The sequence below is a fragment of the Roseburia porci genome (assembly GCF_009695765.1).
In the GTDB taxonomy this organism is placed as follows: domain Bacteria; phylum Bacillota; class Clostridia; order Lachnospirales; family Lachnospiraceae; genus Roseburia; species Roseburia porci.
This window is the reverse complement of sequence record NZ_VUNI01000027.1, coordinates 1-19,137: the sequence shown is the minus strand read 5'-3', so window position 1 is coordinate 19,137 and position 19,137 is coordinate 1. Positions and strand designations below refer to the sequence as shown.

The 19,137-nt window shown below is 42.1% G+C and carries 21 protein-coding genes; 16 read left to right on the top strand and 5 right to left on the bottom strand.

All coding sequences use genetic code 11. The features are described from left to right. The 8 genes from fabZ to FYJ75_RS12685 all read left to right on the top strand — a co-directional run bounded on the left by fabZ (position 1) and on the right by FYJ75_RS12685 (position 6,550). Positions 1–429, top strand: a complete 429-nt coding sequence (gene fabZ, locus FYJ75_RS12720; protein ID WP_154430801.1) for a 3-hydroxyacyl-ACP dehydratase FabZ — start codon at positions 1–3, stop codon at positions 427–429. Between the two features lie 11 nt (positions 430–440). Beyond that, complete coding sequence (locus tag FYJ75_RS12715) at positions 441–2,162, top strand: acetyl-CoA carboxylase carboxyltransferase subunit alpha (RefSeq protein WP_154430800.1); 1,722 nt, start codon at positions 441–443, stop codon at positions 2,160–2,162. A gap of 37 nt (positions 2,163–2,199) precedes the next feature. Further along, complete coding sequence (locus tag FYJ75_RS12710) at positions 2,200–3,201, top strand: beta-ketoacyl-ACP synthase III (protein WP_154430799.1); 1,002 nt, start codon at positions 2,200–2,202, stop codon at positions 3,199–3,201. A 49-nt stretch (positions 3,202–3,250) separates the two neighbouring features. Then, positions 3,251–3,748 (top strand): MarR family winged helix-turn-helix transcriptional regulator, encoded by a 498-nt coding sequence (locus FYJ75_RS12705; protein WP_154430798.1) that lies wholly within the window; start codon positions 3,251–3,253, stop codon positions 3,746–3,748. Between the two features lie 183 nt (positions 3,749–3,931). Next, complete coding sequence (gdhA, locus tag FYJ75_RS12700) at positions 3,932–5,266, top strand: NADP-specific glutamate dehydrogenase (protein ID WP_154430797.1); 1,335 nt, start codon at positions 3,932–3,934, stop codon at positions 5,264–5,266. Between the two features lie 387 nt (positions 5,267–5,653). Then, positions 5,654–6,091, top strand: a complete 438-nt coding sequence (locus FYJ75_RS12695) for a Panacea domain-containing protein (RefSeq protein ID WP_154430796.1) — start codon at positions 5,654–5,656, stop codon at positions 6,089–6,091. Then, complete coding sequence (locus FYJ75_RS12690) at positions 6,091–6,357, top strand: hypothetical protein (RefSeq protein WP_154430795.1); 267 nt, start codon at positions 6,091–6,093, stop codon at positions 6,355–6,357. The genes FYJ75_RS12695 and FYJ75_RS12690 overlap by 1 nt, the downstream gene beginning before the upstream one ends. After that, positions 6,344–6,550: a hypothetical protein gene (locus FYJ75_RS12685; RefSeq protein ID WP_154430794.1), complete on the top strand. Its 207-nt coding sequence runs from the start codon at positions 6,344–6,346 to the stop codon at positions 6,548–6,550. Before FYJ75_RS12690 ends, FYJ75_RS12685 begins: the two co-directional genes overlap by 14 nt. Before the next feature lie 327 nt (positions 6,551–6,877). On the opposite strand, the gene FYJ75_RS12680 is transcribed toward FYJ75_RS12685, so the two are convergent. Next, the gene (locus FYJ75_RS12680) at positions 6,878–7,108 is read right to left on the bottom strand and encodes a DUF6718 family protein (protein ID WP_154430793.1); all 231 of its coding nucleotides are present in this window, start codon (positions 7,106–7,108) and stop codon (positions 6,878–6,880) included. A gap of 396 nt (positions 7,109–7,504) precedes the next feature. On the opposite strand from FYJ75_RS12680, the gene lepB reads away from it, so the two are divergent. The 5 genes from lepB (at position 7,505) to FYJ75_RS12655 (ending at position 11,590) form a co-directional block, all read left to right on the top strand. After that, positions 7,505–8,188 carry a signal peptidase I gene (gene lepB / locus FYJ75_RS12675; protein ID WP_331467537.1) on the top strand — a complete coding sequence of 228 codons (684 nt, stop codon included), beginning with the start codon at positions 7,505–7,507 and terminating at the stop codon, positions 8,186–8,188. A 12-nt stretch (positions 8,189–8,200) separates the two neighbouring features. Further along, positions 8,201–9,385 carry a cation diffusion facilitator family transporter gene (locus tag FYJ75_RS12670; RefSeq protein ID WP_154430792.1) on the top strand — a complete coding sequence of 395 codons (1,185 nt, stop codon included), beginning with the start codon at positions 8,201–8,203 and terminating at the stop codon, positions 9,383–9,385. Between the two features lie 102 nt (positions 9,386–9,487). After that, complete coding sequence (locus FYJ75_RS12665; protein WP_154430791.1) at positions 9,488–10,330, top strand: Mrp/NBP35 family ATP-binding protein; 843 nt, start codon at positions 9,488–9,490, stop codon at positions 10,328–10,330. A 106-nt stretch (positions 10,331–10,436) separates the two neighbouring features. Continuing rightward, positions 10,437–10,898, top strand: coding sequence for a LytTR family DNA-binding domain-containing protein (locus FYJ75_RS12660; RefSeq protein ID WP_154430790.1), 462 nt, complete (start codon positions 10,437–10,439; stop codon positions 10,896–10,898). Beyond that, a complete protein-coding gene (locus tag FYJ75_RS12655) occupies positions 10,895–11,590 on the top strand; it encodes a LiaF transmembrane domain-containing protein (protein WP_154430789.1) in 696 nt (231 codons plus the stop codon). Before FYJ75_RS12660 ends, FYJ75_RS12655 begins: the two co-directional genes overlap by 4 nt. Before the next feature lie 62 nt (positions 11,591–11,652). Here the strand turns inward: FYJ75_RS12655 and FYJ75_RS12650 are convergent, their stop codons facing one another. The 4 genes from FYJ75_RS12650 to FYJ75_RS12635 all read right to left on the bottom strand — a co-directional run bounded on the left by FYJ75_RS12650 (position 11,653) and on the right by FYJ75_RS12635 (position 16,867). Then, a complete protein-coding gene (locus FYJ75_RS12650; protein ID WP_154430788.1) occupies positions 11,653–13,797 on the bottom strand; it encodes an LTA synthase family protein in 2,145 nt (714 codons plus the stop codon). Positions 13,798–13,948: 151 nt separating this feature from the next. After that, complete coding sequence (locus FYJ75_RS12645) at positions 13,949–14,320, bottom strand: metal-sensing transcriptional repressor (RefSeq protein WP_154430787.1); 372 nt, start codon at positions 14,318–14,320, stop codon at positions 13,949–13,951. Positions 14,321–14,344: 24 nt separating this feature from the next. Further along, positions 14,345–15,685, bottom strand: coding sequence for a butyryl-CoA:acetate CoA-transferase (locus FYJ75_RS12640; RefSeq protein WP_154430786.1), 1,341 nt, complete (start codon positions 15,683–15,685; stop codon positions 14,345–14,347). A gap of 135 nt (positions 15,686–15,820) precedes the next feature. Continuing rightward, the gene (locus tag FYJ75_RS12635; RefSeq protein ID WP_154430785.1) at positions 15,821–16,867 is read right to left on the bottom strand and encodes a glycosyltransferase family 2 protein; all 1,047 of its coding nucleotides are present in this window, start codon (positions 16,865–16,867) and stop codon (positions 15,821–15,823) included. A 151-nt stretch (positions 16,868–17,018) separates the two neighbouring features. Between FYJ75_RS12635 and FYJ75_RS12630 the strand changes: the two genes are divergently transcribed. The 3 genes from FYJ75_RS12630 to FYJ75_RS14965 all read left to right on the top strand — a co-directional run bounded on the left by FYJ75_RS12630 (position 17,019) and on the right by FYJ75_RS14965 (position 19,041). Further along, positions 17,019–18,224: a class I SAM-dependent rRNA methyltransferase gene (locus FYJ75_RS12630; RefSeq protein ID WP_154430784.1), complete on the top strand. Its 1,206-nt coding sequence runs from the start codon at positions 17,019–17,021 to the stop codon at positions 18,222–18,224. Positions 18,225–18,636: 412 nt separating this feature from the next. Next, complete coding sequence (locus tag FYJ75_RS12625; RefSeq protein ID WP_154430783.1) at positions 18,637–18,936, top strand: GNAT family N-acetyltransferase; 300 nt, start codon at positions 18,637–18,639, stop codon at positions 18,934–18,936. 6 nt (positions 18,937–18,942) lie between these two features. Then, positions 18,943–19,041, top strand: coding sequence for a hypothetical protein (locus tag FYJ75_RS14965; RefSeq protein WP_408638934.1), 99 nt, complete (start codon positions 18,943–18,945; stop codon positions 19,039–19,041). Positions 19,042–19,137: the final 96 nt, after the last annotated feature.

Sequence of the window (19,137 nt, the reverse complement as noted above, 5' to 3'; positions counted from 1 at the left end):
ATGTCAGTATTAAATACAGCTGAAATCATGGAGATTCTGCCGCATCGCCACCCGTTTTTACTGATTGACACCGTGGAAGAACTGGAAAGCGGAGTGCGTGCTGTCGCAAAAAAAGCCGTAAGCTTTCACGAGCCATATTTTGCAGGGCATTTTCCTGGAAACCCGGTCATGCCGGGGGTGCTGATCATTGAGGCACTGGCACAGACTGGAGCAGTAGCAATACTTTCCCAGCCGGAATGGAAAGGAAAAACAGCATATTTTGCAGGAATCAACCATGCCAAATTCAAGCAGAAAGTAGTGCCAGGCGATGTGCTGACACTTGAAACAGAAATAATCAAAGTGAAAGGACCGATCGGTATTGGCAAAGCGACTGCCTATGTGGACGGAAAAATCGCCTGCATTGCGGAGCTGACCTTCGCCATAGGCTGATAGATGATAAGATGAGTGTATTAGAACGATTAAAAAATCATAGAAAATCAGATGAAAAAACAAGCGGAGCCGCAGCAGCACCTGTACCGGAGGCTCCTGCAACCGTAACCTGTAAGGCATGCGGAAAAGAACTGAACAAAGATGAAGTAGTCAAAGGCAAATATGTCTGCTATGAATGTGGATATTATTTCCGTGTACGTGCCAAAAACCGTATTAAAATGGTAATCGATGCGCAGTCATTTGAGTCCTGGTATGACGATATTGAGATATCCAACCCCCTGGATTTCCCAGGATATGAAGAAAAACTTCAGGCAACCCAGGAAAAGACCGGACTTGCAGAAGGTGTTGTCGTCGGAAAAGGTAAAGTGTATGGGGAAGAGACCGTAATCGGCGTCATCGATGCAAGATTCCTTATGGGAAGCATGGGGCATGTGGTAGGCGAGAAGATCGCATACGCAGTAGAAAAAGCGACAGAACAGAAACTGCCGGTTATTTTATTCTGCTGTTCTGGTGGAGCCAGAATGCAGGAAGGAATTGTTTCACTGATGCAGATGGCAAAAACATCCGCAGCCTTAAAGAAACATTCCGATGCAGGACTGCTTTATGTGCCGGTTCTTACCGATCCGACAACCGGTGGTGTAACAGCCAGCTTTGCAATGCTTGGGGACATTATTCTTGCAGAGCCTGGAGCACTGATCGGTTTTGCGGGACCGCGAGTAATCGAACAGACAATCGGACAGAAGCTTCCGGATGGATTCCAGAGAGCTGAATTCCAGCTGGAGCATGGATTTGTTGACCAGATCGTGGAACGTAAAGACTTAAAGATGACACTTTATAAGATCTTAAAGGCACATCATCATCTGGAAGGTTATGCGAACTTTGATCCGCTCCATCAGGATGACAAATACGAGCCGACAGAGCTTATGAAGGAACGTCAGGCAAAATCAACACCGCTTTCAGCATGGCAGAAAGTAACCGCAGCACGTCAGGTAAGCCGTCTTGGTGCCGATGATTATATCCATGAGATCTTTGATGACTATATGGAAATGCATGGTGACCGTTATTTCCGTGATGATCCTGCAATCACAGGAGGAATCGCATGGCTGGATGGCCAGCCGGTAACCGTAATCGGTGTCAACAAAGGAAAAGACTTAAAAGACTGTATGGTACATAATTACGGAATGCCATCGCCAGAAGGATACCGTAAGGCCCTGCGCCTTATGAAGCAGGCAGAAAAATTCAATCGTCCGGTCATTACCTTTGTAAATACATCCGGTGCCTATCCGGGAATGGAAGCTGAGGAAAACGGACAGGGTGAGGCAATTGCGCGGAACCTGTTTGAAATGTCCGGTCTGAAAGTTCCTGTACTTTGCATGATGATCGGAGAAGGTGGAAGTGGTGGAGCACTTGCACTTTCTGTCGGAAATGAAGTATGGATGATGGAAAACGCAACCTACTGTGTACTTTCACCGGAAGGATTTGCATCAATTCTGTGGAAAGACGGAAAACGTGCAAAAGAAGCCGCAGGAGTTATGAGAATCACAGCACAGGATCTGAAAGCACTTCAGATCATCGAAGATATCATTCCGGAGTACGGCGGAGCGGATGAAAGTGCACTTACATCGATCGCAAACTATATGAAGGGACATCTGAAGGAATTCCTGAAGAAACAGGATGGAAAGAGCGGAGAACAGCTGGCGCAGGAGCGTTATGACCGGTTCCGCAAATTCTAACCGGTTTTACAAAGTATGACAGAAAAAAGGAGTCAATATGAAAATTGTAGGTACGGGAAGTGCTCTTCCTGCAAAAATTGTATATAATGATGATCTTGCGCAGATCATGGACACATCCGATGAATGGATCAGTTCCAGAACCGGTATCCGCGCAAGACATCTTGCGACGACAGAGAGTACGACAGGCATGAGTGTCGAGGCTGCCCAAAAGGCCCTCGACGCAGCAGGAATAGAAGCTGGGGAGCTGGACCTGATCATTGCCGCAACACTCTCGTCCGATCATATTATTCCAACACTTGCGTGTGAAGTCCAGAGCGCTCTTGGCGCAGTAAATGCAGTTGCATTTGATATTGGGGCGGCATGTTCCGGGTTTTTGTTTGGACTTTCCACAGCAGATGCATACTTCCGGACAGGAAGATTTCACAAGGCCCTTGTAATCGGTGCGGAGACACTGTCCAAAATGATGGATTGGAATGATCGTGGAACCTGTGTACTTTTCGGAGATGGTGCAGGGGCAGTGATCGTAACGGATGAAGGAGAAGATCATCTTTTATCCATGGTACAAGGGTCTGACGGGGCAGGCGGCATGGCATTATGCTGCAAAAACCGTCCACTTGATAATCCATATGCACAGAACACTGGGGAGGCTTTAAAATCCGATGCACAGAATGCAGAGGAAGCTTTAAAGCCTGGGTATGTGCAGATGGATGGTCAGGCAGTATATCGTTTTGCCGTAAAAACAGTGCCGAAAGCAATTCATCAGGCACTTGATGAAGCAGGACTTACTGCGGATGACATTGATCTTTTTGTGCTGCATCAGGCAAATCTGCGGATCATAGAATCTGTTGCAAAACGTCTGAAACAGCCAATGGAAAAATTCCCGACAAATCTTGAGAATTGTGGAAATATTTCTGCAGCAAGCGTTCCGATTCTGCTTGATAAAGTCGTCAAAGATGGTATGATAAATGCAGGAGATAAAATAGTACTGGCCGGATTTGGAGCGGGGCTCACATGGGGTGCCTGCGTGATCCGCTGGTAGCCGTTGGCGACGGAAGAGAAGCAGTCTGGCGGCAGAAAGAGGGACCTGTATGACATTAGATGAAACATTAAACGATCTGCTGGTACGCCTTTTCAAGGATTTACTTGAAATCGAAGGCAAAGCCCTGATCACGGACGAATTTAAAGACATCACAACGAATGATATGCATATCATTGAGGCAATCGGAATCGAAGAGCCGAAGAAAATGTCGGAAGTGGCGAAGCTTATGTCCGTCACAATGGGAACATTGACTAAGGCAATGGATGCGCTTACCAAGAAAGGATATGTGATCCGTGAACGGAGCACGGAAGACAAGAGAGTTGTACGGGTCAGACTGACAGACAAAGGAAAAAGTGCATACTATCATCACGAGTCATTCCACAGACAGATGATCGAGAATGTAAAGGGAGAACTGACAGAGCAGGAGACCACCATTTTGATCTATGCACTTGCCAAGATGGTCGATTATTTTCAGTTCATATACTACGATACGGATGAGGAATCCGAATACATGGACTGGAAGAAGATCAAAGAAGAAAACAAATAATACAAAAGCAGTTTTTGGATATTACAGGTCCGGAAACTGCTTTTTTGATAATAATTATTACTTTATAGAGGTAAAGTGGTACAAAGTTGAAGAAATAAAGAAAAAAATATTGTGCAATTGGAAATTTCGTATTAAAATAATCTCGTTAGTGTATATAAACTTTGTTAAAGGAGATAGAACAAAATGAGTTACGTAGATGAAGTACTCGAGAGAGTAAAAACCAAAAACGCTTCTGAGCCAGAATTCTTACAGGCATGTGAGGAAGTTTTAGAATCTTTACGTCCAGTAATCGAGAAAAATGAGGCTCTTTACAAAAAAGAAGCTTTATTAGAGAGATTAGTAGAGCCAGACCGTCAGTTCAAATTCCGTGTACCATGGGTAGATGACAAGGGTCAGGTTCAGGTTAATACAGGATACCGTGTACAGTTCAACAATGCCATTGGACCATACAAGGGAGGATTACGTTTACATCCTTCTGTAAATATCGGTATCATCAAATTCTTAGGATTTGAGCAGATCTTCAAAAACTCCTTAACAGGACTTCCAATCGGTGGAGGTAAAGGTGGTTCTGATTTCGATCCTAAGGGCAAATCAGACAGAGAGGTTATGGCATTCTGCCAGAGCTTTATGACAGAGCTTTGCAAATACATTGGTGCTGATGTTGACGTTCCTGCTGGAGATATCGGAACAGGAGCAAGAGAGATCGGTTATATGTTCGGTCAGTACAAGAGAATCCGTGGAATGTATGAAGGTGTCCTGACAGGTAAAGGACTTACATACGGCGGATCTTTAGCTCGTACAGAAGCTACTGGATATGGATTATTATACATCACGCAGGAACTTATGAAAGACCACGGCGAGAGCATGGAAGGAAAGACAGTTGTTGTTTCTGGTGCTGGTAACGTAGCAATCTACGCAATTCAGAAAGCTCAGCAGATGGGCGCTAAAGTAGTTACATGTTCTGATTCTACAGGATGGATTTACGATCCAGAAGGAATCGACGTTGACTTATTAAAAGAAGTAAAAGAAGTAAAACGTGCTCGTTTAACAGAGTATGCTGCAGCAAGACCAAGTGCTCAGTATCATGAAGGACGTGGCGTATGGTCAATCAAATGTGATATCGCATTACCATGTGCTACACAGAATGAGTTACATCTTGATGATGCAAAACAGTTAGTAGCAAACGGCGTAAAAGCTGTATGTGAAGGTGCAAACATGCCTACTACATTAGATGCTACCAAATACTTACAGGAGAACGGAGTATGGTTCATCTGTGGTAAAGCTGCAAACGCAGGTGGTGTAGCAACTTCTGCATTAGAGATGACACAGAACTCTGAGAGATTAAGCTGGACATTCGAAGAAGTTGATGCAAAATTACAGCAGATCATGGTTAACATCTACCACAATATCAATGACGCTGCAAAACGTTATGGTATGGAAGGTAACTATGTTGCTGGTGCTAACATCGCCGGATTCGAGAAAGTTGCAAATGCTATGCTCGCTCAGGGTGTTTGCTAATAAATAATTATTCAAGATAAAAAGCCCCACATGTTGCGGAAAACCGCAAAACATGTGGGGCTTTTATTTGATACATTTGAAATGTTTAATGGACACTACAAAAAATGTTTACTCGGTTTGACATAAAAGAAGCCAATTCATATAATAATATCATAATAATAGATAATCTATCTGGGTGTGCTGACACCTTAAAAATCTGACACTTTAGCTGGTTCGTAGGCTGGCAGGTTGGGGAGTAACAGAAAAACTCCAAAGTTAAGCCGCATATAGAGAGGCGACCGGTTGACAGACAACAGAAAAATCAGCTTTGATAGAACATATAAAGGTTGCCTATAAAGGCAGCCTTTTAAAAATAAGGATAAAAAGTTGAAATGGGGGGGAAAAATAATGGCTACTGTTTTCGATGTTGCTAAGTATGTATTGAACCAATTGGGATCCATCACAACTATGAAATTACAAAAACTAGTATATTATTGTCAGGCTTGGTCGCTTGGATGGGATGGAAAGCCTTTGTTTGGAGAGAATTTTGAAGCATGGGCAAATGGTCCTGTATGCCCTGAATTATTTCATAAGCATCAGGGAATGTTTGTCGTTGATGAAAAATTATTTGCGGATTTACCAGATTATAAGTTTTCAAAAGATGAATTAGAAACTTTAAAGGCGGTCTTAGATTATTATGGAGACAAAGATCCGCAGTGGTTAAGTGAACTTACACATAAAGAAGCTCCTTGGAAAGAAGCAAGAGTGGGTGTACCTGTAGGGGTATCTTGTAGTAATATTATTTCAAAGGAGAGTATGCAACAATACTATGGAGGGCTGCAATAATGGGCTCAAAAAAAGTTGTCAAACAGAAAGAGAAAGTATACAGTACCAAGAAACCGACAAATATTGAAGATCCAGAAGCATATTTAAAAAAACGTCCTGTGTGGGCGTTTAAACAGTGTGATTTGGAACATGAAAAGTGGTCTATTAAGAATAATGAAGCGTTTTTTGATAATATATTATCCAAGCTAATTTCGTATGAGGGTATGACATGGGGGGAGATTCAATCGGCTTCAGGAGGAAAAAGTGTTGGTAATGGAACAAATTAATCACTTTGAATATATTGCCGATATGACGAAAGCTGCTCAGAAGAGAGCAAAAGATATTCATTTGGACGTAGACCAACTCTTTTCATTAAGGTTGACTGGGAAAGAGCGACTATATGGGGTTCTGAATAATGGAATTTTTTCCGTACTTTGGTATGATTCTGAACATGAAATATATCCGTCAGCAAAAAAATGAATTTGTAAAAGTGGATTATGAATGAAAATTAATAGTTAAATAATAATTATTACGAATTTAAATCCCCACACATTGCAAGTGCGCAAATGTGTGGGGAATTTATTTTTGTTTCAAGTATAAAATAGAATACAGGGTAATACATAGATAATAGTGAAAAACTAAAAGCATTACATATATGAAGTGCAATCAAAAATGATTGCAAAACAAGAATGCAACCAAAAACGATTGCAAAAATGAAACATAGATTTTAAAATATATGAAAATGGAGGTACACCTATGAACAAATATGTTTCATTAATAATGGATATTGAAAAGTCATTATCTGGGTTATGAACGCAATGCCTTGACGAGAATTTTAAATTCGTTTTCAGTATCAACAAAATGATAAGGTGCATATTCTCCATATGCAGTTGGTCTGCTGATAGTAACAAGCTGAATTCCTTTATGGCCTACGGCGTTATTCAACTCTTTTTTTAGCGCTACAAGTTTCTTGCCGTGAGTCGTTTTTAAAGCAATACAACCATGCGCATTTCTGTCTTTAGCTATTAGATAACACATTGTTTAGCATCTCCTCAAATTCAAATTTTTTGAGAAAAATTCAAAGTGCGATTTGAATGGGAGTTTATCAAGAATTTCTAATGATAATCCATTGATTTTCAGTAAATAATCGTTCATAAAATATATTCCCTCGACTTAATATCCAGAAGTTACAATATTTTTAACTATTGTATAATGGATTTAAGAAAAATACAATTTTATCATGTGAAAAATAGTTGTGGTAGATGGAAAATATCCTCGTAGAAATGCTGGGATTATGGATAATTCTATAGAAAACTACTAGGAATTCCGTACCGTTTTTAATTTGATACAATCCCGGAATTGGTTGTTGTTCCAGGTAAAATGATTTATAATATAATGATAATTCGGAATAAAGAAAGAGAAGAAGAATATATTATGAAAAATGACAACAGGCAGCATAATATAGAGATTGAATTGGAGATTGAGGATCTGAACAAGGATATCGAGCATGACGAAACCGACATGGGAGCGGATGCCCAAACGGATAAAGCGGGAAAACAGGGTAAAAAGAAAGCAAAAAACAAAAAGAGTTCCGTGGCATCGGAAGTATTCAGCTGGATACTGACCATGGCAGCAGCTGTGGCGCTTGCACTTGTTTTAAAGAATTTTGTCATTATTAACGCAGAAGTCCCGACCGGGTCGATGGAGAATACGATCATGCCAGGTGATGATCTGCTTGGATTCCGGCTTGCATACCTGAATTCAAAGCCAAAGCGGGGGGATATCATCATATTTAAGTTCCCGGATGATGAGACGCAGAAATATGTAAAGCGTGTGATCGGGCTTCCGGGCGATACGGTGACAATTGATGATGGGAAAGTCTATATCAATGATTCCACAGAACCGCTGGAAGAAGATTATCTTAAAGAGGACTGGGTAAAAGTTGCCGGACCTTATGTATATCAGGTTCCAGAGGACAGCTATTTTGTCATGGGAGATAATCGGAATGATTCTTATGATTCACGATACTGGACTAATACCTTTGTGAAAAAAGACAAGATTATCGGTAAGGCACTTTTTATTTATTATCCATGGAAACACATGGGGAAGCTTGAATAGGGGGAATTATGTATGGTAGGGTTACTTGCAAAGATATTCATTCCGCAGGATATGCCGGCGGATCGAAAAAGAAGTGCATATGGCATGCTCTGTGGACTTGTGGGAATCATATTGAATATCTTGCTTTTTACAGGAAAGTTCATAGCAGGACTGCTCAGTAATTCTATTGCAATCACAGCGGACGCATTTAACAACCTTTCGGATGCGGGATCGTCGATCGTGACGCTCGCCGGCTTTAAACTTGCGGAACAGAAGCCGGATTCAGAGCATCCATTCGGGCATGGAAGAATGGAATATGTTTCCGGGCTTATTGTAGCTGCGATCATTCTGCTCATGGCATTTGAACTGGTGAAGGATTCCATAAACAAGTTGATTCACCCGGAAGATACAGAATTTTCGGCACTTGTGTTGGTAATTTTAATCGTATCGATCCTTGTAAAATGCTATATGGCTTTTTACAATACACGCATTGGTAAACAGATCGGATCAGCAACGATCCATGCAACTGCAACGGACAGCCTGAATGACTGTGTTGCAACAACCGTTGTTCTGATCACGACGATTATTGAGCATTATTCCGGATTTCATCTGGATGGGATCAGTGGTATTTTTGTAGGCCTGTTCATTTTCTATGGTGGTATATCGGCAGCGAAAGATACGTTAGATCCGCTTCTGGGTCAGCCTCCGGAGAAAGAGTTTGTGGATAAGATCGAGCAGATCGTCACAACCTATGATGAGAACATTGTTGGTTTTCATGATCTCATCGTGCATGATTATGGTCCTGGAAGACGTATGGTGACATTGCATGCGGAAGTCCCGGCAGATGGCGATATCCTGAAAATGCATGATATCATTGATAATATAGAGATGAAACTTTCGAAAGAACTGGGATGTACTGCAACGATCCATATGGATCCGGTCATTACATCCGATGAACATATTCAGGAGATGAAAAATAAAGTCATCGATATTGTCACAGGGATCGATCCGGTGATCACGCTGCATGATTTCCGCGTTGTAAGTGGAGAAACACACACCAATGTGATCTTTGATATTGTGGTTCCATTCCGATTCCGTATGTCAGATGAGGAACTCACACGTACGATCAAGGAACAGGTGAAAAAATGCCTGGGTCAGGAATATTTTGCAGTGATCCAGGTAGATAAGGATTATAACAATTTAAGTGAAAAAAGATAGAAACGGAGTGTCAGTGTATGATATCTCTATTTTTATAGAAAACATGCGATGCTTCTGATTTTGGAGCATTGCGTAGAATGTTTACACAGGAGGATATAAATTATGGCAGAAAAATCAAGCTGCAGCAGTGCATCCAGCTGTTCCAAAGAGAGCTGCGAAGGATGCCCAAGCCATCAGAATCCACAGAGCCTTCAGGCTGAAATGAATGCGGCTTCTAATGTAAAGCATGTGATCGGTATTGTCAGTGGTAAAGGCGGTGTAGGTAAATCATTTGTAACTGCGTCTCTTGCAGTTCAGATGGCAAAAGCCGGATATAGCGTAGGAATTCTGGATGCTGATATTACCGGACCATCCATTCCAAAAATGTTTGGAGTGCATGAAAAAGTAATCGGAGACGAAAAGGGAATGTACCCTGCAGAGACCAAAGAAGGCATTAAGATCATGTCCGTCAACCTTCTTATGGATGATGAGGAAGCACCGGTCGTATGGCGTGGACCGGTCATTGCAGGCGCTGTAAAACAGTTCTGGAGCGAGACCGTATGGGGTGATGTGGACTATCTTTTTGTAGATATGCCACCGGGAACAGGAGATGTTCCGCTTACCGTATTCCAGTCACTTCCGGTAAATGGAATCGTGGTTGTCACATCTCCACAGGAACTGGTTCAGATGATTGTAAAGAAAGCCTTTAACATGGCAAATATGATGCATATTCCGGTTCTGGGACTTGTTGAGAACTTCAGTTATCTCAAATGTCCGGATTGTGGCAAAGAGATCTCTCTTTTCGGAAAGAGCCATATCGATGAGGCTGCAAAAGAGATGGGAACAAAGGTACTTGGCAAACTGCCACTTGATCCGTCTTATGCAGAGACTGCGGATGAAGGAAAGTTCTATGAGATCGAGAATCCATATCTGGATGCTGCAGTTGAGGTATTAAAGAATATTTAATCTTGTTTTATTACCTCTTACCTGTTGAAATTAACCTCTTAGCGTAAACCTGTTTACACTAAGAGGTTCTTTTTGTATGATGGAAACATGAACAGAGGAGCTGAATATGAAGATTAAGATTGAGATTGATGAGAACTTAACAGAAGATGAGATCGTGATCCACTGCAAGAGCTTAAATGAAGATATTTTTTCGATTCAGAAGAAGATCACAGATGCAGTTGGAAGCAGACAGCAGATGGCGGTAACAAAAGGAGAAACAGAGTTTTACCTCACATTGGAAGACATTCTCTTTTTCGAGACAGTCGGGAATGCGGTTGCGGTTCACACGGCAGAACAGATCTATCAGACAAAGCTGCGGCTCTATGAGCTGGAAGAGATACTGCCCGGATCTTTTATGAGAGTTTCCAAATCGACCATCATGAACATCGGCAGAATTCAGTCCATTCATAAAAATATCACGGGTGCCAGCGAAGTGGAATTTGTCGGCAGTCCGAAAAAAGTTTTTGTATCACGAAGTTATTTCAAACCATTCATGAGTAAATTAGAAGAAAAGAGGTTATCAAAATGAGTAAGAAAAATGTAGGATGGGGCTTAGTCCTCATAGTACTGGCTGTTTATCTGATCGTTAGCAGAATGGGGCTTCTTCCGGCGCTTCCATTTTTTAAGGTCATATTTACCGCATTTTTTGGATATGGAGTGATCCATGGAATTTTAAAAAGAAGCTTTTTTGAAACGATCATGTCACTGGCAATCCTGGGATGCATGTATGATGATCTGCTTCACATTGAAGCAATCACACCATGGATATTGCTGTTCTCAGCACTTCTGATCAGCTGTGGACTGGATATGATCTTCCGTAACTGGAGACACCGCGTACATGTGGAAGGTTCATTTCGTTCCTGCAGAACGGACAATTACGCCGACAGTGATTTTATTAAATGTGAGAATTCATTTGGTTCGACAAACAAATATGTCAACACCGATCATCTGACCGGGGCTGCAATTGAGAACAATTTCGGAGCACTGAATGTGTATTTTGACAATGCAGTCATTGCAAACGGTGAAGCTGAGATTTCAGTAGAAAATAATTTTGGAGAGACCAATCTTTATATTCCAAAAACATGGAGGGTGGATTGCAAACAGAACGCAGCCTTTGGCGACGTTCACTTCTATGGACAGGCGAATGCAGATATGGCTGCTCCTCTGCTTCGGATTAAAGCCGAAACAAACTTCGGAGCGATAAATGTATACTTCAACTAATAAAAAGCCTCTATGACACCTTTAAACGTGTTATAGAGGCTTTCCTGTCTTTTGCTTAAATTTTACTGAGCATCAGAATCGGAATCCTGGTTTTCGGAACCAGAAGTCTCCGTACTTTCTGTGCCTTCGGTGTTTTCAGTGGTCTCTGCCTTCTCGTAAGTCATTTCATTGGAACTGCGGAAGATAGTATTGCTTGAACCTACCTGATTAACAACAATCGTATCACCGTCTTTTAATCCGCTTGTATCGATCGTTAAACAGTTACCGGAACTGTATGTTGTGCTGACTTTTTCATCGTTCACATAGACGCGGCTCCATTTGGTGAATCCGCTTCCTTCAATGATCAGTTCCGAACCATCGATGGATTCGTGCATACTGTCGATCACAATATCATCAATACCCATAACAAGATCGCTCGCAGGGTAAAGGTCCTCTCCATGATAGCTGTATCTGGAACCATATAAAAGGTCATACTGAAGGTTCTCAAATCCGTCATAATAATCTTCGCTGTTCATCTGTGTCTGATGATAGTTGAAGATAGTTCCTTCATGGATACCAAGCTGGTCAGTTACATGAGCAAGCAACTGGTAGGAATAAAGGTCTGCATCCTGTTTCTCAAGGCCGAAGTTATTCCAGGTTACATATTTGGTCTTATAAATATCACCGGATTTCATATCATCGTCGGTCAGTCCCATAGTAGGAAGGTGATCGCCGAAGAATACGATCATGGTGTCTTCATCACGTTTGCTTACTTCATCAATCAGGTTTGCCATGAAGTTATCTACTTCATGAAGCTGGTGTACATAATAATCCCATGCGTTCTCGGCACCTTCATCAGCAGCACCTGAGGTTGCATATACCGGATTCTCGATCAGTTTTGTGGTCGGGTAATCACCATGGGAACTTACCGTAATGGTGTATACCATATCAGACTGGTTCGGAGTAGAATCCATAGCTTTTATGGTTTCGCCAACAAGGATATCATCAGTTGCCCAGTTGCCGTTTGGTGTGTAGTTCTGGATATCCATCATTTCTTTGCTTGTAAAAGTATCAAAGCCCATTTTCTGGAACGCATTGGCACGGCTGTAGAAGTTACCGCCATTGTTATGTACAACATGAGTTCCATATCCAAGAGGGCTCAGATCAGAAGCAATGCTTTCGCAGCGGTCAACCTCTTTTAAGATCGTCTTGTGTGGATATTCACCAGTACCGAAATACTGAAGGCTCATACCGGTCAGTACTTCAAACTCGGTATTGGAAGTTCCGGCTCCGACAACAGGAACGGTCAGATAACCGGTCGAGTAGTTCTGTTCCAGAGAATGGAAAGTCGGGATTGGATCTCCGGTTACATTTAAGAAGTTGATCTCATCCGGATCACAAAAAGACTCAAGCAGTACAACAATAAGGTTTGGCTCACGGTCTTTGTTGATGGATGTTTCTTTTTTCTCACTGTTTACAGTTTCTTCGATGGAATCGATTTTGGCCTCGGAATAGTCCGAAGGCTTTTTCATACCGCGGTCAACAACGCTCGAAGAGAAGCTGTATACAAAACCATAGTTCTCATACCCCTGGGCAATGTTGGAAAAATAAGTAGCTACAACATTGGTGCTCTGTGCAACGGAAGTAACGGTAGGAACTGCTACAAATAAAACAGCTACAACAGAAGCTGGAACTACAATGCGGCGGATCTTTCCGGTGAAACGTGGTCCTTTAATAAAGAAGATAACGCAGAAGCCAAGGAAGATCGCAGCACCGATCACAACAAAGGTTGCCTGGGTTGCTGTGAAATAGTTGGTATTGGTCATAGTCAGAAGATCGGAGATACATTTCAGATCAGTGTAACCGAACGGGGTAACACGGTTTGAAAGGATACATCCGTTAATAATTCCGAGAATCAGCCAGAAGGCGGATATAAACAGACGGAAAAATGCACGTCTTCGGAATAAATATACCAGTGTCAGCGACGCAAAAATGATAAAGGCATTATAAAAATATGCCAGCGTATGTGCGCTTACGAATGTGCAGGCAGAAATAAAGCTTCTTCTTGAAACCCATTCGATCACGAAGATCAGCCCACAGGATAACAGTGCGTGGAACACTAAAGAATATTTATTTAAAAATGCAATTGTCTGTAAATATTTTTCAGAATGTTGTTTCTCTTTTTTCGTGAAAAATTTCTGTTTGATCGTACTCAAATTAATTTTCATTCTTTTACCTCCAATTTACATTCCATAGAATAATGAAAAATCGGTGTAAAAGCAAGAGCAAACTTTCCTAAAAATATCTTAAGATAGTCTGAAGAATTATCAGATATGAACAAGAAAGCATAAGAAAAACCGGCAAAATGCCGGTTTTTCATTACTTTATAAACTTATTGATCGCTTCGTTGAGATCTTTCAAAGCCTGATCATCACCGGTCTCCACAGCATCTACAATGCAGTGGTTGATGTGATCTTCAAGGATCACTTTCCCGATGTTATTGATGGCGGAACGCACGGCTGCAATCTGGATCAGAACCTCACTGCAGTCCCGTCCGCTTTCAATCATTGTCTTAATGGACTCCATATGACCAATCGCGCGGTTCATGCGGTTTAGAACAGCCTTGGTATTTTCGTGATGATGAGGATGGCCGTGTGCATGGGAATCATTGGAATGTACATGTCCGGATTCTTCATGGCTGTGGGTTACGACTGTGCCATCTTCTAATACGTGCGTGTGCGTTTCTTTCATAATTAATGATCATCTCCGCTATCATTATCGGTTGGATCTTCTCCAGATATTCATCTTCTCAGCCTCTTTGATCAGATCATCACGGAAATCCGGATGAGCGATAGAAATCAGAGCCTCAGCTTTCTGCCATGCAGAAAGACCTTTTACATTTACGATACCATACTCTGTAACAACATAATGTGTATTGGCACGTGTATCTGTTACGACAGACCCCTCTGCTAATGTAGGACGGATTCTGGAATGCGTTACGCCCTGTTTGTCTGTAAATGTGGAAGAGCAGCAGATAAAACTCTTTCCACCTTTGGAAAGGTATGCACCTAAAACGAAGTCTAACTGTCCGCCTGCACCACTGATGTGTTTGAGACCGGAAGTCTCAGAACTGATCTGTCCGAACAGGTCGATGTCTACGCAGTTATTGATGGAAATGAAGTTATCCAGTGCTGCGATAGAACGGATGTCGTTGGTGTAGCTTACCGGAGCACTCATCATTTCAGGGTTTTCGTTCAGGTAATCATACATTTTCTTGGTTCCGGCACCAAATCCGTAAGCCTGACGGTAACGGTCGATGTTTTTCTTGGAACCATTGATCTTGCCGGCTTTTGCAATATCAACGAATGCATCAACATACATCTCAGTATGAACACCGAGGTCTTTTAAGTCAGACTGTGCGATCAGGGAACCTACTGCGTTAGGCATACCGCCGATACCAAGCTGCAGACATGCGCCATTTGGAATCTCATTTACGATAAGCTCTGCAACTTTCTGGTCAACCTCAGTTGCAGGACCGCCTGCACCAAGTTCTCCGATTGGTGGGTTGTCACCTTCAACAATGTAAGTAACATCTGAAATATGTACACCATATTCGGTACCGCCAAGACAACGAGGCATATTCTCGTTGACCTCAACAATAATGTGTTTTGCAGTCTCACACATAGCTCCAAGATGGGAAGCATTTGGTCCGAAGTTAAAGAATCCATGTTCATCCATTGGTGCTACCTGGAACATTGCAACATCATCCGGAGTAGCAGATTCACGATAGTAACGTGGAAGCTCGGAATAGCGGATTGGTGCATAAAAAGCGCAGCCACGTTTGATCAGTTTACGCTCATATCCACCCATATGCCATGAGTTCCATGTAAAATGCTCACCGGCATCTTCACGTTCAAAAACAGCAAGTGGTTTTAAAAGGATACCACCGCGCAGGTTGATATCTTTCAGTTCATCTGTACGTTTTGCTAAAGCCTTATCCAAGGCATCTGGAGTACCGGTACACCATCCGTAATCTACCCAGTCACCAGATTTGATGAGTTCTACTGCCTTATCAGCAGAGACAAGTTTCTGTTTGTATTCTTCTGCAAAACCCATTTGTACCTCCTAAAGATTGCTCTTATTTTGTTTGCCATTGTAGGATGGCAAAAGATTGTTAAATTTTTATCGTTCTTGCTTATCATACCATTTTTCTCATCTATTTACAAGTATGAAGATATTGGAAGAGAAGTATTACAGTTCTTCCGGCAGATGCCAGTTCTCCGCGCGCATACGGCAGTCACTGGCATCTTCAAGCAGACGGTCATGTTCATAGGATTCCGGATCACATTGTTCAGCCATATTCTGATAGCAGTCGGCAAGCGCCAGAAGCGCTTTTTGTCCCGGAATCTCGATATCTAAAACAGCTTCGGTCTCGTAGGCTGCATTATAGAACCAGAGCGAGGCCTCGAGGTAATTGCGGCGTGACATATAATAGCAGCCGAGTTCATAGCAGATTTCGGAGCAGGAATCGCCTGCCATGTCTTTCAGACAGATCGAGAAAAAAGAATCCGTGTCATTTTTCAGCCGGGCAATATGTGCGAGGACAGAAGCTGCCTCCGGGGAAGCCGTCTGTTCATAGTTCTGCAGAAAAAAATCTTCCGAAGCGAGAAAATCAGGATATTCCCCACATTTGAACAGTTCCTTGGCATACATGGACGCAACCTTTTCTGAGAGGGAGCCGTCCCGGTGGAATGCCTTTTCAAAAAGTGTAAAATCCCGTTTGCAGTGCAGACTGTGCGGAAGATGCATGATCTCAATGTCACTGTCATAGATCACCGGTTCCGTACGGATCGTTTCGTGGATTGGATCGACCCAGGTGAAGGTGCGTAGTCTTTTGAAAAGCTTTGGACGGAGCTCCCGTTTGCAGTTTTGCACGGTGTTGTAGTCCGTCGGGGTCACATACCGCATCTGTACGATCTCGATTTCCGGAAGTAATGCTTCCTTTAACATAAGGAAACGTTCCTGATTGACCGGGTCAAGATATTCATCTGCATCCGGTGCATAAATGTAATCCATGGACGCAAGGGAAAATGCGTAATTTCGAGCCGCAGCAAAGTCATCACACCAGTCAAAATCATAGATGCGCTCAGTATACTTCGCAGCAATCTCTTTGGTGCGGTCTGTAGATCCTGTGTCCACAATAATGATCTCGTCCATCAGTGGTGCGACGGAATCCAGACAGCGTGCAAGTACCTGTTCTTCATTTTTTACGATCATACACAGACTAATTGAAATCATGATTCTGCCTCCTGGTCATTTTGCAATTATTCACTGGTCTTATTCTACTACAAATTCTCTTTTTTTCCTATGTATTTTGTTTTATAATGTACGCAATGGCAAAAGCAGAGGAGTTTTTTTGCCGGAGTGGTTAAGAGCATAGGAGAACACAATGGAAAATCATACAATAGTTACACTGAAAAAGGGAGAAGGACGCACGATCAAGGCAGGCGGTGCGTGGATCTTTCACAATGAGATCGACACGATCACAGGACGCTTTAAAAACGGAGATGTTGTGACAGTACACGACTTTGACGGTTATCCGATGGGAAAAGGTTTCATCAATCAGAATTCCAAGATCCGTATCCGTATGCTGACAAGGAAACCGGAGCAGGAGATTGATGATGTATTTTTACGTATGCGTGTACAGAATGCATGGGATTATCGAAAGACGACAGTAGATACTTCATCCTGCCGTGTGATCTTTGGCGAGGCAGACTTTTTGCCGGGACTCGTAATTGATAAATATGAAGATGTGCTTGTGGTAGAATGTCTTGCGCTCGGAATGGAGCAGTTCAAAGTCAGAATCGTGGAACTTCTGAAAGAAATTCTGGCAGAAGATGGCATTCAGATCCGCGGAGTTTATGAGCGAAGCGATGCAAATGAGCGCACAAAGGAAGGGCTTGCCAAAGTCAAAGGTTTTATCGGTGAAGAATTTGATACAAATGTTGAGATCGTTGAAAATGGCGTGCATTATATGGTGGATGTCGTAAATGGACAAAAAACCGGATTTTTCCTGGATCAGAAATATAACCGTCTCGCAATGCAGCGTATCTGTAAGGGAAAAAAAGTGCTCGACTGTTTTACGCATATGGGAACCTTTGCATTAAATGCAGGAATCGCTGGTGCTTCCGATGTGACCGGGCTTGATATTTCAGAATATGCCGTGCAGCAGGCAAACGAGAATGCGGTGCGCAACCATCTGGAGAATACGGTACATTTCCGGTGTGCAAATGTACTTGATGAGCTTCCAAAACTTGCGCAGGCAGGTGAGAAATACGACGTAGTCATTTTGGATCCTCCGGCATTTACCAAATCCCGCGAGGCAACAAAGAATGCAATCAAGGGTTATCGCGAAATCAATATGAAGGGCTTAAAACTGGTCAAAGACGGTGGTTATCTTGCAACCTGTTCCTGCTCGCATTTCATGACACAGGAGCTTCTGGCAAAAACGGTCCGTGAAGCAGCAAAGGCAACGCATAAGCGTCTGCGTCAGGTAGAATTCCGCACGCAGGCACCGGATCATCCAATCCTGTGGGCTGCAGATGAGAGTTATTATCTGAAGTTCTTCATCTTCCAGGTTGTTGACGAGAAGTAATGACTGGAAAGTGGCGGAAATGCTTGATTTATAAGGGATGGAAGGCATTTGATGTTTACAGAGAAAACCTCGTAAAGTATCGCAAAATATCACAAAACCGTGATTCAAAGTGGTAAGAAAAGTGGTAAGTCTGAGTGGTAAGCACCTGAAATGTAACGAGTGGTAAACTTATGGGGAAAGCGGTATGTTCTATTTGAATGATAACGGGAAATTAACAAAAGACTAACCATGGACTAACAAAGAACTAACCACACGTATCTTTTTTTTCAAATAAGAGTTGATATTATTATCATGGAAGTAATGAACAGAGAGTAATCGAGAAAATTCGGTTGCTCTTTTTTTATAAACAAATTTACATGTGTTATAATAAAACAAATTAACCAATCGGGATTGATTGAGGAGTGATAGATTTATGAATGCAAATGTTGATTTCACAGGTGTTGTGCTTGAAACAGATAGACTAATCATTAGAGAATGGAGTGAAATGGATTTAGAAGACTTTTTTGAGTATGCAAAAGTTGAGGGAGTAGGTCAAATGGCTGGATGGAATCCACATACATCAATTCAAGAATCAAAAACAATTTTGGAGATGTTTATTAAAGGGAAAAAGACCTTTGCTTTAGAATTGAAAGAAAATCATAAAGTAATAGGTTCATTAGGACTTGAAACGCTTAGTCTTTCGTTGAGTGATGAGTATGAGAATTTAGTATGAAGAGAAATAGGATATGTATTAAGTAAAGATTATTGGGGAAAAGGCTTAATGCCAGAAGCTGTTAATAGAGTAATTAAACTGTACCCCTTGTCAAGGACATTTTGAATTAGTGTAGTGCCTATTTTTTAGACACCTACACAAAGATGATATCCCTGATTTTGGACATTCCATCGTTGGGGTATCCAAAGAAGTGGGCACATG